We start from the raw sequence: 25,400 nt of genomic DNA, 5'->3' as shown, positions 1-25,400 counted from the left end.
GCAAAAGAAACTCTCCAGCCACATCATTACAAAACCGTTCAATCTTGGCGGATTGGTTCGTCGGGGTGGCAGTAGAGGCTTGACCGCTTACTCCGGTTGTTCCAAGCCAAATATGGGCAAGTTCGTGCATCAGTGTAAAGGAGCGGGACGGTTTGGCCTCTTTTGCGTTAATCACAATAAATGGGGCGACATCATCAGCGATTGCAAAGCCGCGGAATACACTGGACGGGATCGTGGAGTGGTGGGAACCAAGATCGGACAACAGCAATACAAAAACGCCGATGTCTTCCACTTCCATACGCAGCCGCTTAAACAGCTTGTCCGGGTCACCGCGGCGCAAGCTCACATCCGTGTAGTCAAACTCAAGTTCGTTGGAAATGGATTTTACCGTGGCCTCAACACTCGTTTTGAGATTGACGGATCCTACAAATTTGTGCTCCCAAAAATCCTCGTCATCTATGAGGATGTCTTTTATGGCCTCTTGCCGAGCCTTCACATCACGCAACAAAGCATCCAACATAGCATTTTCGCGCTTTGTGCGGCTGTCCGGACTTTGACGAAAATCTTGCCCTCTGCGTCCGGTGCGTGGCGGCTGTTCCATGTAAAATGCTAGCAAAGGTCTTTTGTACAACTTGGCAAAGCTATTCAGTTGTGCACGGGACGGTTCTCTGTCGCCACTTTCAAGTGCCTCAAGCTTCTGATCAGCCGTCTCACGGACTCCATCAGAAAACAGCTTGCGCGCAGCATCTTCCAGCGTGAAACCAGCGGTCTCACGTGCCCAAATCAGGACATCTGGATTGACTTTAATGGACATAAACCGTGCTTCGCCGTTGGATATTTGTTCTTTGATTACTTGAGATGTAGGACACTTTGCAGACGACGCATAGTGCATAGATATCACAGTGAGGTCTGCTTAGCGATGCTAGGTGCATTTTGGGGCCGACCCAGGGAATTCACTCTGCCGCCTGTAAGGGAGTTTCGAGTGTCAAAACTGACTTTGCAAAGGTCACTTCTGCGCTTTACTGACATCGGTACGGCTGCGGCATCATCGAAGTCGTCATTCTAGACCGGAATGGCCGTTTTTTGATTTTCGAGTGAACGGTTTCGCGACTGCAGAGAACGGCAGCTTCCCGCGCTTCGTGCCGTACTTCAGCCCCCTACCCGTCCCGATCTAGCTTTAACCAATATCGCGTGTACCGGAGTTCACCCGTTCGGATCAAAGCGCCCTTCTCTACCAGGTTCTGGAGATCCCGCGTTGCTGTGGCGCGCGATGTTCCCGTGATCGAGATATAGTTCTCAGCGCTCAATCCCCCTGTGAACCCATCCGGCCCAGCCTTGAACAAACGGGCGATTACCTTGCTTTGGCGAGTGTTGAACTGATCACGGTACCGATCATAGAAGTGCGTCTTGGAAATAAAGAAACCAACCCGCTCAAGCGTCACCTGCTGTGCTGTAAGGACAGTTTCGGCAAACCAGACGAGCCACGGTGTGACTTCCAGCGTCTTTTGATGGCGTTCGAGTTGGTCGTAGTAAGCCTTCCGCTCTCGCTCGATCGTGAAAGCAAGGGCAATCAGACTTGGCTGACCGATATTCTGGGCCAAGGACTTTTCAGCCAGCGCCCTACCCAACCGGCCATTGCCGTCCTCAAAGGGATGAATGCTCTCGAAATACAGATGGCTCAAACCGGCCCGGATCAGTGCGCGCAATGGTTCGGGACCATCCGGTGCGGTCCGGTTGAACCAGGCTACGAACTGGTCCATTTCAGCCGGAACCTGATGTGAAGGTGGAGCTTCGAAATGCACCGTTGGGCGGTCGAGCCTGCCTGAGACGATTTGCATCGCATCCTCATGGCTCCGGTATGATCCAATCGTTTCCAGATGCCTGTCATGGGACAGAAGCATGTCATGCCACCGAAACAGGGTGTCGTGTGACAGTGGTTCCGAATAGTTGGAATAAACATCCACCATCATTTCAGAAACGCCCTGCTCGCGCGGTTTGGATGGATAGCTGTCGGGAGCCAGTCCAAGATGTCGGCGCAAGGAAGATTGCACGCTGAGACGATCCAGCATCTCACCTTCGATCGCGCTGGTCTTCATTGCTTCTTCGCTTAGCAGGTCGATACGCAATTGATCTCGATCCGATGTGTTCACATGATGAACCGCTCCAAGAACTTCCCCTGAGGACAACAGGAACTGTTGCTCGTATGGTTCGAGTCTTGCGGCGTCGTAACGAAAGGTAGGCCAGTCAGGGTTCTGCCAGTTCCACATCGTGAGGTATAAGCTTCCTTTCTATAACTCACTATTTATGGTTGCGTGATTTATAGAGGTCAATCCTATAGCTCACCTTTTTCAGACCCTTCGATCCAGTCATCACTTGGAGGTGTAATCTGAAAACGGTAAATTTCATCCTGTTTCCCCAAATTTACGTAGCATTGGATGTCCGCGAGAGCATTGCCTTTGGAGACAATTCGCCCTTTTCGATCTTGGCCAGCAACGAAATCAGGTAAGCCCCTGGAGATTGTATGTTCTCAGCACGTTGAAAGATGTATCCGAGAACAATGAAGCGAATAGCTGGGCCAAAAGTTGATTTCATTGCATACCAGGTTTGGCCAAGCCGTAGATACTCGGCGATATCATCCATAAGCCGATCACAGTGGTGCTGATCTTTTGCAAAGCGTAGTTCTGAGCATAGCCGTGGAAAACTGCGCTCCATTTGGTCTGGAGAAACCTGAATCTGAGAAAGCTTTTCTTTCTTAACTTCCGGATTCAAAGAGTCCTCTTTGTGCCCCTCAATTTCACTGTCACTGGCCCTCAAATTTTCTGTATCAGTCTGTGTTATCTCGGAGATTTCCACAGAGATTTCTGCCAACAGCTCGCTGAGTACATTCGCATCTGGTTTGCGACGCAGAGCATTGCGTACGGTGGTCACCAAATCAGAGATCGCGGTGTCATTTGCTACGAGTTCCTTAAGGCGCGCCAGAGCGGCGGAAACTTTGTCACGGAGTACAGTGAACTCGAGAACGCGATCAGCATGCCTCTGGGCTTCCTGAATGAACTCAGCGTGCCGTTCAGACAAAGGCATCAAGGAGAGCCCAGTTGCGGTGACCACCCTGCCCTGGCGATCCCGGCGCGCCCATCGCTTACCGTTTGCGCTCATGACGCGGCGGATAAGTCCAAGGTCCACCAGCGTCGAGATATGACGCTCAACTGTCTGCACGCTGACATGAGTTCGTTTGGCTATCGCCGCGTTGGACGCGAAACAGATGTGATGATCATCCTGGTCCGCAGCAATCTGATCACCGCCCATAAAGGAAACCATCGCTCTCAGGACATTGAGAGTTGTGGATTTTAACCCAAGAGGTTCTCTGGCCTCTTCAACGGCGCGAAGAAGTATCCATTTTTTGGGCGTACTGTTCCCCTGCCCTGCCGTTCCCGACAAGGTCGCTCCAATTGGAGCCAATGCTGTTAGTGTTTTCATGATTATCTATCGGCAGACAAAAATTACCCGTTCGCTCAAGAGCGTTTTTTCTTGTGTGGCGATTCGGGTGCTGCTAGATTCTAGGTGTCTAATCTAAGAATTGCGCTTTGCGCAGCAGCCCTCGAAGCTCCGGTTTCGGGGGTTTTGTTTGTTTGCCTTCCTCCTTTCTGCTCGTCCTCAGTTCTTTTTCTTGGCGTTTACAGCTGTAAACTCAGCGTGTGAGCGCTTAATGATTTCAGCCATGTTTTCGTCCAACCAGCTAGCGAAGCCAGCGTTAGCTCCGGTCCTTTTGACCGAAACAGTTAGTGATCCGTTGGTAGATTTGATTGTAACGCCTTCGATTGGGTTGAGTTCGGCTGCACCTTCTCTTTGTCTTGCACCGCGTTTGGCAGCTGCTTTTAGGAGCATTTCCAGCCGATCATCTGACGACATCGATGGCTCAATGGTTGCAAGAAGATTTGCAGCTTCATCTTCCGCTAGCTTGCCTGCAACGAAGTGCTCTGCAAGCACGGTCCATTTTGGGCGGCCTGATTTTGGGGCTGCGCCGATCATGTCACCAATCTTTGCAGGAACATGTTGCGTAATTTTTGTCAGGTGAGACAGCCCTGATTTCGAAACGTTCAATACTTGCCGCACCGTTGCCGTGTCATGCCCGGAAGTCAGGATCGCCTCGGCGAAACGTGCTTTCTCGTAGAAGGAAAGATTGCGCCTCGCAGCATTCTCAAGCCCTTTGGCGAGAAGCGCTGAAGCATCGTCGATATCCTGAACATTGGCGCGGACTTTAATACCAAGTTCACGACAGGCTTTGAGCCTCCTCCGTCCATAAATTGCCTCGTATCGACCGTCGGATTTCGATCTTCTGACAAGAATGGGAACTTGTTGGCCACCGTCTTGTATACTCGACATCAAGCTTTCAAAACTATCGTCTTCTTCGTCAATGTTTACAGCTGTAAACTCACCGAGCCTATCGGCAGGCCCCCAGTCGTCGATCAGAGCAGGGTCAATTTCCCTGATTGCGGCAAGAGAGCCCTGAAGCGCACCAAGAGCAGGGGCATTGGGTTTTGGAGTTTTATCGATGGCCTTGGGGCCAGAGCGCGCGATGGTGTTTGCGATCCCCGACATCTCCTGAAGCGACTTTCTAGCCATTAGCTGCGTCCCCATGCTTGATGGATCATTTGCTCTACCTCAGAGCCGATCGCATCCATTGAGTTCTTTGCCCGATCATAAGTTGCGCGTGTCATTTCTGACCGCACGACTTCGTAAATTGATTGTTTGAGCATTGTGGCGTCACTGACCGCGGTGCTTTTGAGGGCTGTGGCTGACATAACGCGATCCTGAAACAGTGCCCGCATGAACGAAGCCAGTTGTTGAGACGGTACGTCTGTTGGCTCGTCACGCGTTATCAGGAATTTGAAGTTGTCGTATTCGAGCGTAGCGCCGGCATCTTCAATGACTGCCATGTAAGCACCAGCGAGTTCGAGAAATTGAGCCGTCGAAGACACGTCCAGCATCGAAGGTGTAAGTGGCACAAGCAATGAACTGGCGGCCGCCATCCCAGCAATTGTCAAGAATCCTAGCTGAGGTGGGCTATCAATCAGAACAAGGTCAAAATCTCCTTCCACCTGGGCCAGGGCATTCCGTATTCTTGTAAAGAACGGATGGTCTGGGTTGGAGTGAACGGCAGATTCTGTCTCAAATTCGGAAAGAACAAGCCGTGACGGAGCCACAGAGAGACCGGGGAAGTACGTCGGAAGCACGACGTCCGCCATATCTACCGGATCTTCATATCGAATAGCATCGTAAATCGTCAGCCCGTCAAACTCTATTTCGGGGCTTATGCCGCACATGGATGTAAGAGAGCCTTGAGGATCCAGATCAACAGCCAGCACACGGTAACCGCGAAGCGCAAAATAGTGAGCCAAGTGAATTGTTGTGGTGCTCTTACTGCTGCCGCCTTTGAAGTTCATCAACTGCCAGACTTGGAGCTTTTCTCCTTCAGTCCGGCGAGGGACATAGCGCCCTTTTTTGCGTGAGGTTTTCTCAAGCGTTTCGCGAGCCTCCCAAAGTTCTTGGGCAGTATAGTAACGCCTACCGCTGCGTACGTCATTCGGTTCAGGAATCGTTCCCTCTGCGTGGACTTTGCGCATGAATTGACCTGAGACTCCTAAGAGTTCAGCAGCTTCTGGCGCTGCAAAATTTCGCAGTGATTTGGTGTTGTCGGGGGCAAATGCAGCAAGTAGATGTTCCCGGATAGCCGAGTTTAATCTCTCAGATATTTCCGTGGCGAGTGCCGATGGTCTTTCTGCCGCAAGTGGTGTCACGGGAATCATGTAGTTGCCTCAAATTAAAGAATGTGGTCATTTTTGCGCCACTTGAGATAAACAGCCGTGATTCATAGCACTAAGTCAAGGATTTTCGCCTATATTGTAGGTTTTCCAACGCGGAGGACTACATACGCTTTGCATCAGAGCAGGGTGGTTTACAGTTGTAAACTCGGTTGAGCGGGATCATGGGTTCTTTCAGTCGATGAAGTTCTAACGTAGGCATGCGAAGGCATTCCTGTAAAACTCCTCCCTATGCTCCGCTTTGAGTAGAACGCCTCTAGCATGGAGTTGGAGTGAAGGCCGAACGGCTTTTGGCGCAAATTGCGCAATTGGGAAGGGCAGGGAGCTAGTTGAGCTGATTGGTCAAATTCTCTCACCAACAATTTCGTTATCGAGTTTTCTGCGATACCAACTTCGTAACAATACTTCTGCGCCAGTACGGGAGTACGATGCGGTGAGAATGGCATGGCGATCTGGGTCAGATACACCGAGCTCAGCCCGTGCGCAGAGGAAAACACGCGAACATTCCGGCTAGAGTCAGCCGCTCGCCAATTGCCCAAGAAATGGCATACCGTGAGGGCGGGGTTTCGGGAATTGTGCGCCTGTAAGTTGCGACGGAACACGGAACTGTCCTCGATCCAGTGCAGCTGTGCTTGCGCGGCGCGGCTTTTGACGCAAGTCTCTACCGTCATTGGATTCATATGGGATCACAGACATGATCCGTGTGTTCACGTCCCATTAGCGTCCATAAAACCAGCTTGCTCGAATTAGTGATTTTGGGCTCCTCAATCGTTGAACAGACGGTCTCGTTGGCATATATTGCCAAAAAGGAGGCTTACGCCATGGTAACCCGCAATGTTGTACTTACAGAATCGCAGGATCAACTGGTGCAGAATCTGGTTGCGTCCGGTCGATATCAGAACGCCAGTGAAGCGTTGCGCGCCGGCCTTCGGCTTTTGGAGCGGGAAGAAGCGGGGCTGGAGTCTCTCAAACAAGGCTTGCAGGAGGGTGTAGCGCAGGCTCAGGCCGGAGATTTGGCAGAAGGCAGGGGTTCGGATGCGATCCGTCGTGCCTTTGCAAGGGCACGAGCCAAGGCGTGACCAGACCCTTTCGACTGACACGCCGCGCTGAATCCAGCCTGGTGGAAATTGCCCGATGGACCATCGACAAGTTTGGATCGCATCAAGCCGATCTTTATGAACAAGAACTAATAGCGCGCTGTCAGGCCATCACAGAGGGCAGGGTGGCCAGCCGAAGTTGTTCTATATTGGTCGAAGAGGCGGCGGATCTCAGATATGTGCGCGCAGGAGAGCATTTCCTGGTTTATCTGGATCAGCCGGACGCGGTGATCATTGTTGATATCCTGCATTCCCGTTGCGATCTGCCGCGACATGTTTCCGCGCTGGCCACGTTAACAGATGCGACAGGAAACAAGACATAGGCACAGCAGCCGGAGTTTCCCTCAAGCGGGGATTATTAAATAGTCAGTAACTACTCACCCCAGTAGATCAGTCGCCGGGTTATCCGCGATGTCCACATCGTCGTAGTATTTCTGCGCCTGGGCCATGGAGCGATGCAGGGAGAGGCGCATCGCGGCCTGGATCGGGGCGCCGTCCAGCGCGGCCTGGGTCAGGAAGCCCGAGCGCAGCCCATGGGGGGAAGCGAACCCGTCCGGCAGGCCCGCCAGTTTCGCCCGACGCTTGACGATCTGCGCGATGGCATCCGGGCTGAGGCGGCGGGTTAACACCCGATCGGCTTTTGAAACAGGCCGGAACAAGGGGCCGTCCTGAATCTCACCCACCTCGATCCAATGGGCCAGCGCTTGGGCTGCGCGGCCTTTCAACACCAGCCGCGGCGTTTCACCTTTGGTTGTCGTCTTGGTCTCCAGCAGTGAAATCCAAACCAGGCTTTTCTCGTCGAACTCCTTCAGCGAGACGTCTTCAAACATCAACCCGGTGATCTCCGAGCGCCGTCTACCACCCGAAGCCCAACCCAGCATCAAGATGGCGCGGTCGCGGCAATCCCGCCGGGACCCCCGACAAGTGGACAGCAACTGCTCGAGCACATCGCGGGTAATCGGTTGCTGCGATTTTGGGGCAGGGGGCCGGGCGGCGGCGCGGCGCGCCTTGGCACGGGCCTGCTTCACCTGCGGCGCATCAAAAGGGCTGGTCAGGTTCTTCATTCGATGAAAGGCCAGCCAGGAGGCGATGCGCCGGTCCAGCGTAGAAGGGGCCGGGCAGGCGAGGGACTTGCGTAGCCCTTGCGCGATCAACATCTCGGCACTCTGACGCGCGACATCCTCGGGCGCGGCATCTCCCAGATCGCGGGCGTGATCGAGAATGAAGGCCAGCGCTGTGGCCTCGCTCTCGGGCCAGTCCAACGGCACTCCGAACCGTGCTGCCTTCCAGGCCGTTACATAGAGCAAATCGCGCTCATAGGCCCTGAGCGTGTTGGCGGGTGTGCCGCGGACATAGAGATCGGTCAGGGCGTCCTGGTCAGACTGCGACAGGGCAGGGGAGGGGGCGGGGAGATAGGGCTCAGGGGTGCTCATACGGCCCACTCTGCGCCCATTTTCCCGCAAAATCAATTATACTTGATAAGGGATACTTATCGAGTGTAACTTGAAACTGATAGCGCAACAAAAGTAACGAGCAAAAGTAACAGATTTTGCGCGTAAAGTAGGTAGAGGGCTTGCGGAATAATAAAATCGGAGGTTCTGTCGCAGGTCTGTAAACCAATTGGCATCGACATTGCGCTGGAACCGTTGGCAAACTAAATGAAATGAACAGATATTTTGCCACTGAATTGCCTTTCTGGAAGTTTGCCAGAAACACGCTGATCGTCAGTTGCCTTGCGTTGTTTCCGCTGTTGGCCATCTTCGTTTTGCGCACGCCGGGCTTTGCGACGCACCTCCTGAACAGTGGTCCCGCGTTTGTTCGGTTTTTGCGTCAGGTGGTGACGAATGGGTTGCCGGTCGTTTTCCTTTTAAATTATCTCAGCTTTTTTCTTTTCGCCGTTGGGGTAAGGGCGCGGGGCAGGGGGGCCATCCCGGCCCGGTATCTGCTAATTGACCTGCTGCTACGGGCCGTCCTGTTCATCGCGCTGCACGCGCTGATCTACGCGCTTTCGGCAGACTGGTTCGGGTCTTTCGGCGGTGATCCCGTAGTGGCGTTGCGGGTAGTCGGTCCGACGCTGGTACGCTCCGCCTACTTCGAGAACATCTCAGGCGTTTACCTGTACGCCACGCTGGTCGGAGCGCTGCCGCTATACCTATCCGTCGTTCAGAGCCAGATCGCCCACGGTACTGGATTTGCAGCCCAACTGGCACGTCGCGTACCTGGGCGCGGCGGACCTGTGACATTGGCCCTGCTACTGATGGCGGTGTCAGTGGTCGTTCTGACCACCGCGGCGGCGCTGATTGTCCGTTTACAGTCGGTTTGGGGCTGAAGGGTCAGAACGCCCTGCGTATCGCGAAGGAGACTGCGTAATCGCGTTCAAGCTGGGGCCCATCCAGATCTTGATACACAGGGATCACGCCCTCGATACCCAGGCGCGTGCCCGCCAAAACGCCCGACCCCGGCACAAGGTAATTCACTCCGATTCCGATACTCAGAAACTGGCCGCCGCGCAGGGTCGGATCAGCGGTGGGCACCATGCCTGGGTTCAGGCGCGCATCCGACCCGTCAATGTTTTCCACGATGTCGCCGACCACCCGCAACGAGGAGCTGAACTGGTCATTCCAGCGCCGTGCACCCCAAACTGTTGCTGAATAGACGTCACCCAAGGTGTAACCGGCATCATTCTCACCCATCCGGATCACGGCGGCCAGCTGGGCGCCCCAAGACCAATCCGCGTTCTGGCCCGTATAGGTGACGCCCGGCAGCAGGTCGTAGGTGCCTGAACCCAGTTGCATGGGGTAGGGCAGCAGCTGGTCCGGCCCAGCTGGCGTGGTGTCGGTCTCGTCTATCGAGCCAGTCGGCAGACTGAGGCCAAGAGATAGTTCCAGCACCTGCCCGTCGGATTTGTAGATATCATATCCGCCGATGATCTTCAGATCGCCAAACCCCTGTGCCCTGGTCTTAAAGGTCTGGCCCATGCGGGTCTGGTGCTTCATCGTCTTGCGGGTATAGGGCAGCATCGCCATCACCGAGATCTCGTCGGTCACACCGTACATCAGGCCGACCATCGCCATGTTCATGCTCATGCTGAGCGGCGCGATCGGATACTGCGACAGAACGTTCGAGGTAGACAGCGACTGCGTTCCGGTACGATTTCCGTCCATCTCCATGTTCATGTAAGAGAACACAGGCATCAAAACACCCTCGGGTGGATGCATACCGCCAACGACACCCGTTGGCGGCACCGCGTCGGGGCGCATCATCCTGGACATGCTTCCCATACCTGACATGTTGCTGGAGGCTTGCGGGTTCATCGCCACGTTGTCAGCCGGACGGGTTTCCGGTTGGGCCATGGCAGTTGACCCAAGGCTCAGCCCCCCAGCCAGTATTACAGCCTGGAGGCGTTGCCAGACGCACGTAATCTTGCTGTTGCTCCGTGTCATGATGCCCTCGTGTTCGTTTGTTTCCTGAGTCCCTGCCCTGAAAACAAAGTGTTCGGTACGTCCATCGGTGAAGTCGAAATGGTGGGGGTCTCCAGCGCTGGAAGGTCAAGGCCGCCGGCCAGATTTGCGCTCGTCAAGCATGCATCAGCCGAAGGGGGTGCGGCAATAATGCGCTTGACCCTCCAGCGCTGGATTGTCGGACAAGGCCGCAAAACCGGAAATCCGGAGGGATTGGAATGATACCGGAAATCGGGCAGTTCGCCCTGGCGCTTGCCCTGGCCGTGTCCTTGGTGCAAAGCGTATTTCCCTTGATTGGAGCAGCACGGAACAATGTCATGTGGATGCGATCGGCATCTGCGACCTCGGTCCTACTGACAGCGCTGGTTGCTATCGCCTTCGCCGCTCTGATGTGGTCCTTCGTGGTCAGCGATTTCACTGTGCTAAATGTGGCCAGCAATTCTCATTCGCTGAAACCGATGCTTTTCAAGGTGGCTGCGACCTGGGGTAGCCACGAAGGGTCGCTGCTGTTGTGGATTCTGATATTGGTGATTTTCGGGCTGGGTGTGTCTCTGTTGGCTCGGAACATCCCACTGAAACTCAAGGCGCGCACTCTGGCAGTGCAGGCCTGGATCAGCGCGGGGTTCCTGTCATTCATGCTGTTCACCTCGAACCCGTTTGACCGGGTGTTTCCGGCACCGCTGGATGGTCAGGATTTAAATCCGCTGTTGCAGGATGTCGGCCTGGCTATGCACCCGCCGTTCCTATACCTGGGTTACGTCGGCTTCTCTATCGTATTTTCTTTCGCCGTGGCTGCCCTGATTGAGGGGCGGGTCGATCCGGCATGGGCGCGGTGGGTCCGACCCTGGACATTGGCGGCCTGGGTGTTTCTGACACTTGGTATCGTTCTGGGCAGCTGGTGGGCCTATTACGAACTGGGTTGGGGCGGCTGGTGGTTCTGGGATCCGGTCGAGAATGTCTCGTTTATGCCCTGGCTTGCTGGCACAGCGCTGTTCCATTCGGCCATTGTGACCGAAAAGCGCGGCAGCTTCAAAAGTTGGACGATCCTACTGGCCGTTTTGACCTTCTCGTTGTCCTTGTTGGGGACATTCATTGTCCGCTCAGGCTTGCTTACATCGGTCCATGCGTTTTCGGTCGATCCCGAACGCGGCATTTACATCTTGGCGCTGTTGGCTGTCGCGATCGGTGGTTCATTGACGCTGTTTGCCATACGCGCACCGGAGATGGAGGGCGGCGGTCTTTTTGCCCCGATCAGCCGCGAGGCCGGTTTGCTTATTAACAACCTGCTGCTGGCCACCGCAACGGCGACGGTTCTATTCGGTACGCTTTATCCGCTTTTGCTTGAGGCTGTGACAGGTGAAAAGATTTCGGTTGGACCACCTTATTACAACGCCAGTTTCGTGCCGATCATGCTGGTTCTAGTCGTTGTAATGGGGATTGGGCCGCTGTTGTCATGGAAGCGGGCGGATTTGCGCGGTGTTCTGTCCCGGCTCAAATGGGTGGCCGGGGTTAGCCTGCTCGTAGCGTTGCTTGTGTGGTATCTGGATACCGGCGGCCCAGCCTTGGCGGTAGTGTCGATCGGCCTTGCGGTTTGGTTGCTGGGCGCTGTGCTGACAGAGTGGGCCAGCCGAATTAAGCTGGGTGAGGCACCGTTGGCCGAGTCCCTGCGTCGGGCCCGCAGCCTACCGCGTTCTCATTACGGCATGGTCGTGGCCCATGCGGGGTTGGCTGTCTGTATGATCGGCTTTATCGGGTCCAGCGCTTGGAAATCCGAGGTCGTGACTTTTGCCGAGCCCGGAACACAGATTGAGATAGCAGGGTTCGACGTGCGTTTTGACGGTGTGGAACAGCTTCGCGGTCCGAACTATCTGTCTCGCGCGGCCACACTGACGGTATTTCGCGATGGCGCTTATGTCACCACGCTTCAACCCGAGCGCAGGGCCTATCTCGTGGCGGGTACCAGTACGACCGAGTCAGCAATTCGAACGACGTTGGCAGGGGACCTTTACGCCTCAATATCGGAACCGGCGGCGGAATCAGAACAGAGCAAATGGACCCTGCGTATCTTGTATGAGCCATTGGTGGTCTGGATCTGGATAGGTTCAGGATTGTTAGCATTTGGTGGTGTCTTGTCACTCTCCGATCGGCGTCTACGCGTCGGTGCACCACGAAAACGGACTGGGCAGAGCTCCGTTGCGGTGGCGGCGGAGTAGGGCAATGAAACGTCTATTTGCACTGTTCCCAATTACGATTGCCGGCATCCTGGGTGCCTTCCTGCTATGGGGACTGAATCCCGATCGCGATCCAAACGAAATCCCGTCTGTTTTGATCTCGCAGCCGGTGCCTGAGTTCGACTTGCCGCCGGTCGAAGGGCTGGATACCCACGGGCTGTCCAGTACCGATCTGGTGGAAAATGACGGGTCAGCTCCGATCGTGGTCAACGTGTTTGCGTCCTGGTGCGTGCCCTGCCGGGCCGAACATGCGGTGCTGACGCGTATGGTACGCGATGAGGGCATTCGCCTGATGGGCATTAACTACAAAGACAAGCCGCAGGACGCGCGGAAATGGCTCGACGATCTGGGCAACCCTTATGAGCGCATCGGTTCCGACCTGGACGGCCGAGCCGGGATCGAATGGGGGATTTCCGGCGTGCCGGAGACCTTTGTGATTGATGGCGCGGGCAAGGTCGTATTCCGTTTTGTCGGCCCGGTGCTGGGCGACGAGGCAATTTCAAAGATGCGCACCGCGCTGGATCAGGCGCGGGCGGCCGGAGGAGAGGCGTCATGATACGTCGCATTGTAATTACCGCGGTCACTCTGGCGATGCTGGTGTCGCAGCCGGCATTCGCGGTTGAGCCCGACGAGATACTTGCAGATCCGGTATTGGAAGAGCGGGCCCGGGCGATTTCGAAACAGGTGCGATGCGTGGTGTGCCAGAACCAAGACATCGACAGTTCTAACGCTGGCGTGGCGCGCGACCTTCGTCTGCTTGTGCGCGAACGGCTGGTGGCAGGCGACACGGACCAGCAGGTTATGGACTTTCTGGTTGCGCGTTATGGCGACTATGTTCTGTTCAACCCGCCATGGAAGCCATCAACTTACATTCTGTGGGTTGCGCCTATCGTCATCCTGGGGCTGGGTGGTATCGCGACTGCAGCGGTATTGACCCAAAATGCGCGCCGATATCGGAAGTCGCGAAAACAAGAGACGGAACGCGGCGCGAGCGAAGAACGGAATCCCGAAAACCATTCACTCACGGAGCCGCACGCATGATCTGGATTATCTTTTCATTCATGGCCGTGGCGGTGTTTCTGACGCTCGCCCTCTCCGGCCTGGGGCGCAAGACCTCGGACTTGTCGAGACGCGAAAGCGCCTCTGCCATCTTTTCCGACCAGATCGGCGAAGTGGAGAAGGACCTGGAACGAGGAATTATCTCAGCCGAAGAGGCCAAGGCCGCCAGAGCCGAGATAGAACGTCGCCTGAAGGCGATTGACCGGCAATCGGACGACAAAGCGATAATGGGCCATTCCGGGCGTGCGCTGATTTTACTTGCCGCGCTGGTAGTTCCAGCGCTCGGAGCCGGTCTTTATTGGCAACTGGGTAGTCCCTACATCCCCAGCCAGCCATTTGCCCAACGCGAGGGGGAGCAGGCCGAAGCCCGTGAAATCGCCGACCTTGCCGTGCGCCTGAAGTCGCGGCTTGAGGCGGATGAAACCGGCGGGCCAACCGAGGGATGGGTGTTGTTGGCTCAGACCTATATGCGTATGGGACGCTTTGGAGATGCCGCAGACGCGTTCGAGGGGTTGCTGGACCGACCCAATGCGAATTCAGCGCTGGTGTCGCAATATGGCGAGGCGTTGGTCTATGCCGATGACGGTGTCGTTACGCCCAAGGCCGATCGGGCGTTTGAACGAGCCTTGGAACTGGACCCATCGAACCCAGCAGCGACATTCTACAAAGCCATTGGTCTGGAGCAGGCTGGATCGCCTGATAAGGCCTATGACCTACTGAAGACGCGGATGGACGCCGAAGAGGAGTTCCGGCCATGGATGGAGAGTTTTGTGGCCCAGCTTAACCGCATCGCCCCGTCGATCGGACGGGCTCCGGTGAATCTGGCGGCTTTTGCCCCTTCCATGCCCGGCCCAACTGCCGATCAGGTGGCGGCGGCCGAGGAGATGTCAGACGAAGACCGGCAGGCCTTCATCCGCTCGATGGTCGAACGGCTTGCGAGCCGGATGCAGGAAAACCCAGGCGATCTGGACGGCTGGATGCGGCTGGGCAACGCCTATTCGGTGCTGGGCGAGACCGACGGCGCCCGGAACGCCTATGGCAGGGCAAGGGATCTGGCGGATGACCTGCCGCAGGGGGATCCGCGCAAGGTGGCAATCGACCGGGCATTGCTGGAACTGGGGGGTTGATTCCCGCAGCCCGGCGTGGATCGGGCCGGCGCCGACTTCGCGCTGATGCCCAGTGAGCCATCTGGAAAATTCCGGTTTAGGCTATCGCATGCCGATCTTTAGGAGGTTGAGACCATGAAAGTTGAAACGTTTTCTGATCTAATTGTCTGGACGCGGGAAATGCATCATTGGCTCGCCGAATGTTTGGCCCACTGTTCGACACAGTCAGAGCAGGAGCTGGCCAGGATGTTGCTTACCTACCTCGCCGATCATGAGGCTGCTCTGGAGAAAATCGTCGATGGTTTCGTGAAACGAGCCGATCCCAAAGCGCTCAACACCTGGGTATATGACTATTTGGGCAATGAGCCGATCGACCCACATCGCGCCTGCGACAGGCCGTTCGCACAGATGAGCGTCGATGAGATCTGCGAAGCGGTCTTCGATCTTCACAATCAGGTGATCGACTTATATCGGTATTTGCACGGGCGTGCCGAGATACCCGAGGCACGCGAACTCTTTCAGGCGATACTGGATATGGAAGAGCACGAGACCATGCGTTTAGCGCAGCAGAGCAACCGCGTCCGGGATATGTGAACTCCGGGGTCAGGATCCGCTTTCCACGGCTCCGCCCGCAATCGGCGCGGCCTGTTCCATCGCGTCGAGAATGGCGTTCGTGGTCAAGATCTCTGGCAGGGCGATGCCTTCGGGGGCCGACGGGCCGTAGACGATGTTGAAGGGGATCCCGAACCGTCCATTGTCCTCAAGGAAACGGGCGATCACATCGTCGGGGCGGGTCCAGTCGGCCTGCATCGGAATTGCTTTGTCCGATTGCAGTGTTGCCAGAACCTCGCCGCGTTCCAGCACCAGCGCTTTGTTGGCCTTGCAGGTCAGACACCAGTCGGCTGTGACATCGACGAAAACCACCTCGCCGCGCGACACAAGGCGGGCGATTTCGGGGCGGCTGAAGGTAATCCAAGGGATCTCTCCGGCTGGTTCAAGCAGCCTGGACCGGTCTTTGCCGGCAATCGCAACCGGTGCGGCAAACGCTGCGGTCAGCGTCAGCAACAGGGCTGTCCAGCGCAAAACGGGTGGCATCATCGTACTTTTCCAGATCAACAGGACCAGAACAGTTGCAGCCAGCACGGTAGCAGTTGCAGCAGTGTCTCCGGCCACCCCGACCATCACCCAGACCAACCAGCCGATCGTGGTCAGCAGTGCCGCCGACAGGGCCCATTTTAATCCCACCATCCAACGCCCCGGTTTAGGCAGAGCGGCGGTAAGTTTCGGGTGCACTGCAACCAGCAGGTAAGGAATGGCCAGCCCGACCCCCATTGCGGTGAAGATCGCCACGATATCCACCGGTCGGCCGGTCAGGGCAAAGGCCACCGCCGTGCCGAGGAAGGGGGCCGAGCAGGGCGTCGCCAGAACTGCTGAGAAGGCTCCGGTCAGGAAATCCCCGACCAGCGACACGCGGCCCTTTTCGACATGGGCAAGCCGGGTGTTCAGCGACTGCGGCAGCGTGATCTCGAACAAGCCCGCGAGGCTGGTTGCAAAAACCGCCAGCACCACGATCATCACCGCAAGGAAAAGCGGATTCTGGAACTGGATGCCCCAGCCGACGGAATAGCCCAGCGACCGCGCCGCAATGGTGATAGCCGCCAACAGCCACATGAATGTCAGGATTCCGGCTGCCGAAGCCAGGAACCCGGCGCGAATCTGAGCCGCAGAGCGGTCGCGAGCCTTTACCGCCGAGGAAAGCTTGATCGAAAGCACTGGCAGTACGCAGGGCATGACATTCAGAATCAACCCGCCGCCCACCGCCAGCAAAATGATCCAGACCAGCGCGCTGGCTGAAGTTTCGGCGGCCGCGATCTCATATGGTGGCGGGGTAGGGGGAGCGTCGGTACGGGGCGAAAACTCGGCCACGCGGTTGGTGTCGGTAACCGTGACGGACAAGGCGGGGGGGTCCTGTGCCAGAGCGAGGACCGGGAACTGCACCCATAGCTGACGCCTGTCGCCAGCGAGCCGGATGTCGGGTGCACCAAACGCGGTGTCACGTCCCATGTCGGGAAAGACATCAGGCGCATCAAAGGGCAGGTCGCTGGTGAAATTCAGCGTCAGCATCTCGGACTCGGTATCCAGGGTCGCGGCGTCGGACTTCATTCCGCTTGTGTTTCCCGTGGTTGGCACCCGCGACAGAAAGGCATTTATAAGCCGGGCCGAGTCCTGATCCCGACCCGTTCCCTGAGTCAGCGACAAGTCCAGCGAAAACTCGACCGGCACACAGATATCGGAACAGATCAGCGTTGTCACAGCGGCCTTCAAGTCAACTGGCGCTCCGGGGTTCTCGAGTGTGACGGTCAGCGGAAAGACCACTTCGTCCTTGTACCCGAAATTCTCGATCCCGAAGGCGCGAAAACGGATCGGCGCGGGCCAGTGAAACTGTACGTCGCTGACGTTTTGCGAGCCGTTCCAAGTGATCTTGGGCGGAATTCCCACCTCACCAGGCGACTTCCAGTAGGTTTTCCAATCTTCGCCCAGTTTCAGATGCAGTCCTGCAGTGATCGTCTTGACGTCAGGCGCGATCCCGTCCTGCGCGGTAATTATGTGTGCGACCAGGGGCTCTGATTCATACGCTTGGGATGTAGCTGCAAGGCTTGTCCCGGCGGAAGTCTGGCCAAAGATTAACCCCAAGATCATAATACATAAATTTAGGAGTGTTCTTGCCATTGCGCGTTGCCATCGGTTGTTTTGCACCCGTCTCTGCCAGATTCCAGCGCTGGAGGGTCAACGAGCCGGAATGTCACATCCCCACGATCAGCTCACGAAACCTTCGCGCCCGTCTTCGCAGATGAAATAGGCCCCGCCATCCGCGCCCTCCCATTGAACCCGGCAACCTTGGGGCAGGGCGTATTCAGGCTGCGGCGGTTGCAGCGGGCATAGTTTAGGGCGTGGTGCGCAAGCCGCCAGCGAAAGAGCGGCCAGCGACATGGCGGCCAACCTTGAGCACCAAAGCTTCATGATTGAAGATTATTGCCGGTGTACTGGGTTCGGTCCGACCGCGGCGTCTGTTGCCTTTGGTCTTTCCGATTCAGATTTGTTCGAATGACAGGATTTTTCCATCGCCTTGTGCATAAAGAAATGGGCTCCGAGGCACAGGATCAACGGTGCGAAAAGACCCAAGGAGTCAGAAAGCCCACCAACCGTCCCGCCGGCGATCAAGTAGAGAGCGATCGGCGTTATCATGGCAATGCAACATACCATCATGCCCCATTTCATTATCTTGCCGCCGCTAACCGGTACTGACGCCTGCGGCGCGTTTGCAGTCTGTTTTTCTTTCACATTCAACTCCAAAATTTGGATTGGAGACCTCTGCTAACGCCTTCCCACGATGGAAGGTCAAGCTGTTTTGGCGCGAAGCGAATTTGACGCTGTCAAACCAGTCCAGCATTTGCTTGGGCCTTACTTGGTGCATAGACACGGCCGGAACAGGGAAGTTTTTAGGGGTATGAACAGCAGGCATTGTCGTCCCGACGCCTGGTGAAGTTTCAGGTTAAACACGAAGCTGCCTAGGTCACTTTAAGCCTTGAAAACTCGCGGGTGGGTCGAAGCGATATCGAACGAATAATTGAATGGACAAATCTTCCCCCGTCGCGGATTGTCTAATCCCCTGGGTACTAACTCCAGACACCAACCAGCCAATAGGAGCGCTATCAATGCTGACCAGACGACATTTTGTTGCAGCCTCGCTCGCCATTTTCTCTCAGCCGGTTTTTGGAGTGACGTCGGCGGCGGCCTCGCAATGGTCGGAGTGGGATGCGCAAGTAACTCCAGCCAATTTTGATCCCGCAACATCCAATCCCTGGGGTTTACACCCACGTTTCCTGCCTCAGCGTGTGCAAACCAATCGACCACTTACTCCGGGTGACATTCATGTCGACGCGGTGGCACGATATCTGTATTTCATCGAAGACGGTGGCACAGCAATGCGTTACGGCGTAGCCATTGCCCGAGGCAATCTTTACGAGCCCGGAGTCTACACGATCAAGCGAAAGGCCAAATGGCCGCGTTGGACTCCTACAGCCGAAATGATTGAGCGCGACCCTGATGAATATGCGCAATTCGCAGATGGTGTGCCCGGTGGGCCGACAAACCCATTGGGATCAAGGGCGTTTTATCTGTTCGAAGGTGGTCGCGACACATACCTGCGAATTCACGGAACGCCTTATCCAAGATCTATCGGAGGTCGCGCAAGTTCTGGCTGCGTAAGGATGGCGATGCCACATATCATCGGGCTTTATGATCGTGTCAGGCCAGGGTCCACGGCTCATCTCTACCCTCCCGAGCGGCTTCTGACCGCGACCAGCTGACAGGCGCTTGTCAGGCGCGCGTACAGATTGGGCGCCCTTCAATAGTCCTAAGTGGTAGGTAGGTTGTTTCAACTGGCCCAACATAGCGATACCAATAGCAACCGTCCTCAGGCATGATTTTCACTGCGTTCAGGTCCTGGCCCGGAGCAGCAATCTGGGCTACGGCGTCAGGAACTTGGGAAAGCGTTCCGGGCTCGCTATCTGCAGATATTGACGTTGTTTCGGTACAAGCGCCGATGAACAAAAGTGCGGCCAGTGCTTGGAAAGCTTTCCTGAAGGACATGGTGTTTAGTCCACTGTGATTGTCATTTGTAGTGCCTGCTACCCTCGCATCGACGGGTGATCACATCAATTCACCAAGAACTAAGCAATTGTTAGCGTTGCTTTTTTGTGTTCGGTTGATTCAAGAAAGTCAGGTTTTGCTTAAAGCAGCCTGGAGTTACGTCCAAGAAAAATTGCTTTTCCACAATGACTTGATGATTTGGGTCCGCCTTCTAAGGAAATATCCCTGCGCCAACGGCAACGACAATTCAGACGAGACATCCCATATGAAATGTCATTTGCGTGTTGACCTTCCAGCGCAGGAACCGGGCATACGAGTTATTTGAGTCGGAAAAAAAGAATAAACTTTGGGATGGCAGGCATGAAACGGAGCAAAGAAGGAAAGGTTGTTACGCGACGTGGAGTGATTGCCGCGTTTGCTGCGACGACGCTTTTTCCAGCACCGGCCGTTTGGGCCCAATCAACGGCAACTGAGGGGACGCGCCGCAATGTTTCCTCATTCCGCGTTGCTAAATGGCAGGACCACTTTGATACGCTTAAGAATGGTGTGATCCTGTCCGATACACAGTCCAAGGTCCTGCAATATTGGTCGGAAGACGAAAGCGTCTACCGAATGTATCCAACCAGCGTACCGCTGACGGAAGACCTTACAAGGCTGGGCTACACCACAGTTACTCGCAAGGTCGAAGGGCCGTCTTGGCGACCGACACCAGCAATGAAAAAGCGCAACCCCGCTTGGCCCGATTATGTGGGCCCGGGTCCGGAGAATCCTCTGGGGACACATGCACTTTATTTGAGCTGGCAATACTACCGGATCCACGGCACCAACGACACGCGCAAGATCGGGAGAAGATCCTCCAACGGCTGCATTGGCTTGTACAACGAGCAGATTGCGGAATTGTTCGAACTGGCCACTGTGGGCACTCAGGTAAAACTGATCTGACCTTGGTCAGGCCGATTTTTTTTGCGCGCGTTGAACCTAAGAACTGACAATCATGTGAAGAACAGAGATGGATAAACTTACACTCTTGATCGGCGGAGTAGTGATCGCAGGCGCCGCCGCGTTCGTCTACAACTTAAATCAGCAACCAACAGGTCACTCGATGACGCCGCCCGATACGTCAGCACTGGAGCAAGGAGACCCAATCGAAAACGTCACTCTGCCGGACCAGCTAAGCGAATTTGCGGCCGTCGGCAAAGTGGCATTCGACGCCAAATGCTCGGCGTGCCATGGCGCGAATGCAACAGGTCTGGAAGGCCTTGCACCACCTTTGGTGCATAAAATCTATGAACCAAGCCACCATTCGGACGAGTCATTTTATGCGGCAGTCCAGAATGGAGTTCGGGCACACCATTGGAAGTTCGGCAATATGCCGCCGGTCGATGGCTTGACCCGTGCGGATGTGAAGGGCATCGTGGCGTATATCAGAGAGCTGCAGCAGGAAAACGGGATTTTCTGAAGGTGACGAGCCGAATGGGCAGTGCAATTCGTTACATCATACTGTCAATGGTGCTGACCATTGGCGGGCTGCTTGTGACGGCCGATTCTGCTCATGCACATGGCAGTGGTTCTCAGCACGTGATTGACCAAACGGACTCCGCGGACGTTGAGCATGTCAAGCAGGGTCATCCCGGACATTGTCATGGCGGAACGATTTGCAACGCTGTTGGTCTATTTTCGATGGGTCCACCACCGCCTGGCCCCCAAGATACTGAACAAAGATACTCGATCCCTCGAGCCCAATACCGGGTTCTCGGTATCGCGGCGTTTGACCCACCACCGCCGCGTGTCCTGATCTGACCAGTCGAATTGCGCTCAACCTGGGCGCGTCGAAGCAGACGACAAGGACAAAACAATGAACATTCTGAAAATGACCACAGGCGTTGCCCTGGTTTCTCTGTTTGCAGCCGCCGCCCTGGCGCATGGTGGCGCAACCGGCATCGTCAAAGAACGCATGGATGGTATGTCCGCGATGAAGGACAGCATGAAGATCCTTACGCCGATGATGCAGGGGAAAACGCCCTACAATGCGCAAACGGTACGAAGCGAGGCCAAGAAAATCGGGCGTCACGCTGGCGAGAGCATGACAAAGCTGTTTCCAGAGGGATCTGATGGCAAACCCTCGGAGGCCAAATCGGAGATCTGGCAGGATTGGGGTTCATTTGCAGAGTTAGCCAGGCAGTTGGAATCCTACTCTGAAGGCCTTGTGCTTGCGGCGGACAACGGGTTGATGATGTCCGGGTCGGGCCATGGTTCGGGCATGATGGGCGGCGCATCCATGATGGGTGGCGGTTCTATGATGGGTGCCGGAATGATGGGCGGCAGTCCAAACCAGGCACAACTTTCTGAAATGCCGGCAGATGGTGTGTTCATGATGCTGAGCCAGACATGCTCGGCGTGTCACACGCAATTTCGGTCGGAATAGGAATGCGTCATGAGACCGATATTCCGATTGGGCCTTGCTGCCGCCGTAGCGGCGTCAGCGGGACTTGTTGCTGTGATGGCTTGGCCGATTGGCCAGCCCTTACAAGCTCTCGACATTCAGGGTGACGTTAACCGCGGGGCGTATCTGGCAAGGGCAAGTGGTTGTATCGCTTGCCACACAGATTTTGCCAAAGGGGGCGCGGCCTTGGCCGGTGGGGTGGAGTTGGATACCCCGTTCGGCACGCTCTTTTCGCCGAACCTGACCACAGATCCCGATCACGGGATCGGTGATTGGACAATCGAGGAGTTCGCCCGCGCGGTGCGTCAAGGCGTATCACCCGGCGGACAACCCTATTACCCGGCCTTTCCTTATCCATTCTATGCCAATTTCACGGATCAGGACATCGCCGATCTCTGGGCCGCATGGCAAACAGTTCCACCGGTAGCGGAACCGTCAAAAGAACAGGAAATGGCGTTCCCCTTCAATCAGAGATGGGGCCTGAAGCTGTGGCGCGCGGCTTTTCTGGAACCACCCCGCACTGATCCCGTGCCGGGCAATGACGAAGTGTGGAACCGGGGCCGGCTACTGGTCGAAGGTGCCACACATTGTGCGGCCTGCCACACCGGGAGGAACCTGGCTGGCGCAAGAAATTCGGACACGGAACACTTCAAGGGAAGTGACTCTCTGCCGGGCGGTGACAAGGCACCGGCCATCGACTTTGAGACCCTGCAAAAGCGTGGTTGGACGGTAGATGATTTGGCCTACGCGTTGCGCACCGGCGTCATGCCTGATGGCGATGTCTTCGGCGGCGCCATGGGAGAGGTCGTAAACTATGGCACCAGCTTTCTGACAGACGAAGACCGGAAGGCAATGGCGACCTATCTGCTGGATGTGCACGACGGGGGGTAATCGAGTGAGAGATCAAATTTTCTTTGGAGGGAAGTCCTCATGAAGCTCAATCGCAGGCAATTCGTTGCAGGCACGTCGGCACTAATCGCAGTGCCGACTATCGGGAGGGCGGCTACCGCCCCCCGAATAATCGAGGCGCGTTCAGGATTGGCACGTGTTGCCCCCGACAGCTATCCTGAAACCGAGATATGGGGATATGATGGCGGTGTTCCGGGCCCCGAAATTCGTGCCCGGCAGGGCGAAACGGTTCGCCGGACACTCCTGAACTCACTGCCTCAGCCTACGGCAATCCATTGGCATGGACTGCGGGTTCCAAACAACATGGATGGGGTGCCGGGTCTTACACAGGAGGCTGTACCAACAAGCGGCGAGTTTCAGTATGACTTGCCTCTGAAGGATGCAGGAACCTTCTGGTACCACTCTCATAACCAGTCAACGGAACAAGTGGCCAGGGGCCTTTACGGCGCGTTCATCGTCGACGAAATGGACCCGCCGGACACGGATCATGACATTACGATCCTGCTGGATGACTGGAGGTTGGGTCAGGACGCCCAAATCGTCGATGATTTCGGCGCGATGCATGACTGGACGCATGCAGGCCGAATGGGAAACTACGTTCACGCACACATATCGCCCATGACAGAAGTTCTGACAAACCAGCGTTTGCGACTTCGAATGGTCAACGTGGCAACTGATCGGATCATGTATGTCTCAGTAGGTGGCGCAAACGGGAAACTGGTCGCTTATGATGGCATGCCTGTAAGGCAGCCAGAGGATTTTGAAACCCTTGTTTTTGGGCCTGCACAGCGAGCAGACTTAATTGTTGATGTCACAGCGGAATCGAACGAAGCCGTTCAAATAACTCTTCACGAACGCGATGAATCGTTTGTCATTGCTGAAATCCCGGTTTCGGGAAGCGGTGCATCCGCAAACCGCGGTGCAATAGAAGCCCTGCCACCCAACCCTGTTTCCTTTCTCGAAGATGTTTCTGACGCTTTGACAATCCCATTAGTGATGGAAGGCGGGGCGATGGGCGGACTGCGTCAAGGCACTTTTAACGGCCAGGTCATGAGCACCAATGAATTGGTTCAGGAAGGGCAGATCTGGACATTCAACGGTGTCGCCGGGTTACCTGAAAACCCCCTTGCTGCCGTTTCGCGTGGCGACATAGTCCGGATTCAGATGCAGAACGACACCGTCTTTCCGCACGCTATGCACTTGCACGGGACGCACTTTCAGGAAGTTCTGCCAAACGGCAACCTAGGGCCGCTGCGGGACACAATCCTGGTTGACCGGATAGAAAAGCGGGAGATTGCGTTCGTTGCGGATAACCCGGGGGATTGGCTGTTTCATTGCCATATGCTGTCGCATCAGGCCGCTGGTATGAAGACCTGGCTGAGCGTGGCATGATGAACAAGAGTTCGGCGAAATGGGTGTCACTGGCTGCTGTAGTGATCATTGTCGCGGTCGCTGGCTGGGGCCTGAGTGGGCGTGCGCAGAACAGTGCATCAGCGGATTCGGCACGTGGTGCAGTTTTGTACGCCGAAAACTGCGCGTCATGCCACGGGGCAAATTTGGAGGGTCAGCAGGATTGGCAAACACCTGATCCGGATGGCGTCTTGCGGGCGCCCCCGCATGACCGAACCGGGCATACCTGGCATCACGGCGACAAGCTGTTGTTCGACTATACAAAGTTTGGCGGGGACCAAACTTTGAAACAGATGGGTGTCGCTGACGTCAAAAGCGGCATGCCAGGCTTCGGGGACACTCTGTCGGATCAGGATATCTGGGACATCCTCGCCTTCATCAAGGAGAGTTGGCCGGATCGGGAACGCAAGCTGCAAGAGCAACGCACCGAAGCAGAACAAACGGAAGGAAACTGATGTGAAACGAATACTTGCAGGCTTAGTCGCTATCGCCATGTCGATTGGCATTCCTATGGCACGCGCCGACGAGCTGTCTGACTCCGATGTAAAACGGCTGGCTCTCGAAGCCATTTTGGAAAACCCTGAGATCATCATGCAGGCGATTCAATTGCTTCAACAGCGCGAGGATCAGGCAAAAGCCGAAGCAATTGGAAGCGTCTTGGAAAATCAGCGTGAATTGCTGGAACAGGATCCGAATGCGCCTGTAATCGGAAACCCGGAAGGCGATGTAACCGTGGTCGAGTTTTTCGACTATAACTGCCCATATTGCAAACGCGCTGCCCCGGTCGTGAAGAACGTAATCGCGGGCGATTCCGATGTGCGAATTGTTTATCGAGAATGGCCCATACTTGGAGAAGGTTCCGACTTCGCGGCACGCGCTGCGCTGGCCTCACGAAACCAGGGAAAATACGAAGAATTTCATTGGGCGCTTATGGCTCTGAACGGTCGTGCCACTGAGGCCAGTGTACTGAAAGTTGTTCGGGAACTTGGCCTGGACGAGGATCAATTGCGCGCAGATATGGAAGCGCCGGAAGTCGACGCGCATATTCAGATTTCCATGGAATTGGCCCGACAGCTTGGCTTCAGTGGCACTCCTTCGTTTGTGATTGGAGATGCGCTTGCCCCGGGTCTGATCACCGAAGATGAAATGACCCGGTTAATCGTGGCAGTCAGAGACGCAAGATAGAACCAAGGGGGCGACAGCATGTGC

28 protein-coding genes and 1 pseudogene are annotated in these 25,400 nt (G+C 55.8%); 18 read left to right on the top strand and 11 right to left on the bottom strand.

Annotated features, from left to right (window positions below):
- From AC2FJ6_RS18530 to repA, 5 genes are all read right to left on the bottom strand, one after another.
- Positions 1-814, bottom strand: an 814-nt coding sequence (locus AC2FJ6_RS18530) for an ImmA/IrrE family metallo-endopeptidase (protein ID WP_496669668.1), incomplete at its 3' end; no start/stop codon positions are given.
- Positions 815-1,157: 343 nt separating this feature from the next.
- On the bottom strand, positions 1,158-2,267 hold the full coding sequence (locus AC2FJ6_RS18525) for a Fic family protein (RefSeq protein WP_170417844.1): 1,110 nt from the start codon (positions 2,265-2,267) through the stop codon (positions 1,158-1,160).
- Positions 2,268-2,421: 154 nt separating this feature from the next.
- The gene (locus tag AC2FJ6_RS18520; protein ID WP_170417847.1) at positions 2,422-3,477 is read right to left on the bottom strand and encodes a helix-turn-helix domain-containing protein; all 1,056 of its coding nucleotides are present in this window, start codon (positions 3,475-3,477) and stop codon (positions 2,422-2,424) included.
- Positions 3,478-3,654: 177 nt separating this feature from the next.
- The gene (gene repB, locus AC2FJ6_RS18515; RefSeq protein ID WP_170417850.1) at positions 3,655-4,623 is read right to left on the bottom strand and encodes a plasmid partitioning protein RepB; all 969 of its coding nucleotides are present in this window, start codon (positions 4,621-4,623) and stop codon (positions 3,655-3,657) included.
- Positions 4,623-5,807, bottom strand: coding sequence for a plasmid partitioning protein RepA (gene repA, locus AC2FJ6_RS18510; protein ID WP_170417853.1), 1,185 nt, complete (start codon positions 5,805-5,807; stop codon positions 4,623-4,625). The genes repB and repA overlap by 1 nt, the downstream gene beginning before the upstream one ends.
- Before the next feature lie 836 nt (positions 5,808-6,643).
- Here repA and AC2FJ6_RS18505 point away from each other — a divergent pair.
- A complete protein-coding gene (locus AC2FJ6_RS18505; protein WP_170417856.1) occupies positions 6,644-6,901 on the top strand; it encodes a type II toxin-antitoxin system ParD family antitoxin in 258 nt (85 codons plus the stop codon).
- A complete protein-coding gene (locus AC2FJ6_RS18500; protein ID WP_170417859.1) occupies positions 6,898-7,242 on the top strand; it encodes a type II toxin-antitoxin system RelE/ParE family toxin in 345 nt (114 codons plus the stop codon). Before AC2FJ6_RS18505 ends, AC2FJ6_RS18500 begins: the two co-directional genes overlap by 4 nt.
- Before the next feature lie 54 nt (positions 7,243-7,296).
- Here the strand turns inward: AC2FJ6_RS18500 and AC2FJ6_RS18495 are convergent, their stop codons facing one another.
- A complete protein-coding gene (locus AC2FJ6_RS18495; RefSeq protein ID WP_170417862.1) occupies positions 7,297-8,352 on the bottom strand; it encodes a tyrosine-type recombinase/integrase in 1,056 nt (351 codons plus the stop codon).
- 230 nt (positions 8,353-8,582) lie between these two features.
- On the opposite strand from AC2FJ6_RS18495, the gene AC2FJ6_RS18490 reads away from it, so the two are divergent.
- Positions 8,583-9,248 carry a hypothetical protein gene (locus AC2FJ6_RS18490; RefSeq protein ID WP_050605729.1) on the top strand — a complete coding sequence of 222 codons (666 nt, stop codon included), beginning with the start codon at positions 8,583-8,585 and terminating at the stop codon, positions 9,246-9,248.
- A 4-nt stretch (positions 9,249-9,252) separates the two neighbouring features.
- Here the strand turns inward: AC2FJ6_RS18490 and AC2FJ6_RS18485 are convergent, their stop codons facing one another.
- Positions 9,253-10,362, bottom strand: a complete 1,110-nt coding sequence (locus tag AC2FJ6_RS18485) for a transporter (RefSeq protein WP_170417865.1) — start codon at positions 10,360-10,362, stop codon at positions 9,253-9,255.
- Positions 10,363-10,598: 236 nt separating this feature from the next.
- Between AC2FJ6_RS18485 and AC2FJ6_RS18480 the strand changes: the two genes are divergently transcribed.
- The 5 genes from AC2FJ6_RS18480 to AC2FJ6_RS18460 all read left to right on the top strand — a co-directional run bounded on the left by AC2FJ6_RS18480 (position 10,599) and on the right by AC2FJ6_RS18460 (position 15,370).
- Entirely contained in the window at positions 10,599-12,593 is a 1,995-nt protein-coding gene (locus tag AC2FJ6_RS18480; protein WP_170417870.1) for a heme lyase CcmF/NrfE family subunit, read from the top strand.
- 4 nt (positions 12,594-12,597) lie between these two features.
- Complete coding sequence (locus AC2FJ6_RS18475) at positions 12,598-13,167, top strand: DsbE family thiol:disulfide interchange protein (RefSeq protein WP_170417873.1); 570 nt, start codon at positions 12,598-12,600, stop codon at positions 13,165-13,167.
- The gene (locus tag AC2FJ6_RS18470) at positions 13,164-13,652 is read left to right on the top strand and encodes a cytochrome c-type biogenesis protein (RefSeq protein WP_170417876.1); all 489 of its coding nucleotides are present in this window, start codon (positions 13,164-13,166) and stop codon (positions 13,650-13,652) included. Before AC2FJ6_RS18475 ends, AC2FJ6_RS18470 begins: the two co-directional genes overlap by 4 nt.
- Complete coding sequence (gene ccmI / locus AC2FJ6_RS18465) at positions 13,649-14,797, top strand: c-type cytochrome biogenesis protein CcmI (protein WP_170417878.1); 1,149 nt, start codon at positions 13,649-13,651, stop codon at positions 14,795-14,797. Before AC2FJ6_RS18470 ends, ccmI begins: the two co-directional genes overlap by 4 nt.
- A gap of 114 nt (positions 14,798-14,911) precedes the next feature.
- Complete coding sequence (locus AC2FJ6_RS18460; RefSeq protein ID WP_170417881.1) at positions 14,912-15,370, top strand: ATPase; 459 nt, start codon at positions 14,912-14,914, stop codon at positions 15,368-15,370.
- A gap of 9 nt (positions 15,371-15,379) precedes the next feature.
- On the opposite strand, the gene AC2FJ6_RS18455 is transcribed toward AC2FJ6_RS18460, so the two are convergent.
- The 3 genes from AC2FJ6_RS18455 to AC2FJ6_RS18445 form a co-directional block, all read right to left on the bottom strand.
- Positions 15,380-17,476 (bottom strand): protein-disulfide reductase DsbD family protein, encoded by a 2,097-nt coding sequence (locus AC2FJ6_RS18455; RefSeq protein WP_170418009.1) that lies wholly within the window; start codon positions 17,474-17,476, stop codon positions 15,380-15,382.
- Between the two features lie 117 nt (positions 17,477-17,593).
- Positions 17,594-17,767, bottom strand: coding sequence for a hypothetical protein (locus tag AC2FJ6_RS18450; RefSeq protein ID WP_170417885.1), 174 nt, complete (start codon positions 17,765-17,767; stop codon positions 17,594-17,596).
- Between the two features lie 39 nt (positions 17,768-17,806).
- On the bottom strand, positions 17,807-18,118 hold the full coding sequence (locus tag AC2FJ6_RS18445; protein WP_255612174.1) for a DUF2933 domain-containing protein: 312 nt from the start codon (positions 18,116-18,118) through the stop codon (positions 17,807-17,809).
- 374 nt (positions 18,119-18,492) lie between these two features.
- On the opposite strand from AC2FJ6_RS18445, the gene AC2FJ6_RS18440 reads away from it, so the two are divergent.
- The 7 genes and pseudogenes from AC2FJ6_RS18440 to AC2FJ6_RS18410 form a co-directional block, all read left to right on the top strand.
- Positions 18,493-19,146 (top strand): L,D-transpeptidase, encoded by a 654-nt coding sequence (locus tag AC2FJ6_RS18440; protein ID WP_050605720.1) that lies wholly within the window; start codon positions 18,493-18,495, stop codon positions 19,144-19,146.
- Between the two features lie 634 nt (positions 19,147-19,780).
- Complete coding sequence (locus AC2FJ6_RS18435; protein WP_170417888.1) at positions 19,781-20,371, top strand: L,D-transpeptidase; 591 nt, start codon at positions 19,781-19,783, stop codon at positions 20,369-20,371.
- Between the two features lie 67 nt (positions 20,372-20,438).
- Entirely contained in the window at positions 20,439-20,888 is a 450-nt protein-coding gene (locus AC2FJ6_RS18430) for a c-type cytochrome (RefSeq protein WP_170775025.1), read from the top strand.
- A 183-nt stretch (positions 20,889-21,071) separates the two neighbouring features.
- Positions 21,072-21,224, top strand: a complete 153-nt coding sequence (locus tag AC2FJ6_RS18425; RefSeq protein WP_170746572.1) for a hypothetical protein — start codon at positions 21,072-21,074, stop codon at positions 21,222-21,224.
- Between the two features lie 60 nt (positions 21,225-21,284).
- Entirely contained in the window at positions 21,285-21,854 is a 570-nt protein-coding gene (locus AC2FJ6_RS18420; protein WP_170417895.1) for a c-type cytochrome, read from the top strand.
- Positions 21,855-21,863: 9 nt separating this feature from the next.
- A complete protein-coding gene (locus tag AC2FJ6_RS18415; RefSeq protein WP_170417899.1) occupies positions 21,864-22,763 on the top strand; it encodes a c-type cytochrome in 900 nt (299 codons plus the stop codon).
- Between the two features lie 39 nt (positions 22,764-22,802).
- Positions 22,803-23,186 (top strand): annotated as a pseudogene (locus tag AC2FJ6_RS18410) (multicopper oxidase domain-containing protein); the annotation flags it as partial.
- Between the two features lie 9 nt (positions 23,187-23,195).
- On the opposite strand, the gene AC2FJ6_RS18405 reads toward AC2FJ6_RS18410, so the two are convergent.
- Complete coding sequence (locus AC2FJ6_RS18405) at positions 23,196-23,345, bottom strand: hypothetical protein (protein WP_475220231.1); 150 nt, start codon at positions 23,343-23,345, stop codon at positions 23,196-23,198.
- Between the two features lie 54 nt (positions 23,346-23,399).
- On the opposite strand from AC2FJ6_RS18405, the gene AC2FJ6_RS18400 reads away from it, so the two are divergent.
- From AC2FJ6_RS18400 to AC2FJ6_RS18390, 3 genes are read left to right on the top strand one after another with little or no spacing between them, the layout of a single operon-like run.
- Positions 23,400-24,173 carry a multicopper oxidase domain-containing protein gene (locus AC2FJ6_RS18400; protein ID WP_475220230.1) on the top strand — a complete coding sequence of 258 codons (774 nt, stop codon included), beginning with the start codon at positions 23,400-23,402 and terminating at the stop codon, positions 24,171-24,173.
- The gene (locus tag AC2FJ6_RS18395) at positions 24,173-24,646 is read left to right on the top strand and encodes a c-type cytochrome (RefSeq protein ID WP_170418019.1); all 474 of its coding nucleotides are present in this window, start codon (positions 24,173-24,175) and stop codon (positions 24,644-24,646) included. Before AC2FJ6_RS18400 ends, AC2FJ6_RS18395 begins: the two co-directional genes overlap by 1 nt.
- 1 nt (position 24,647) lies before the next feature.
- A complete protein-coding gene (locus tag AC2FJ6_RS18390) occupies positions 24,648-25,376 on the top strand; it encodes a DsbA family protein (RefSeq protein WP_414478956.1) in 729 nt (242 codons plus the stop codon).
- Positions 25,377-25,400 lie beyond the last annotated feature (24 nt).

The organism is Ruegeria sp. CDSA089, from assembly GCF_059612205.1.
The sequence above is the reverse complement of the archived record's forward strand: the minus strand, read 5'-3'. Positions and strand labels throughout refer to the sequence as shown.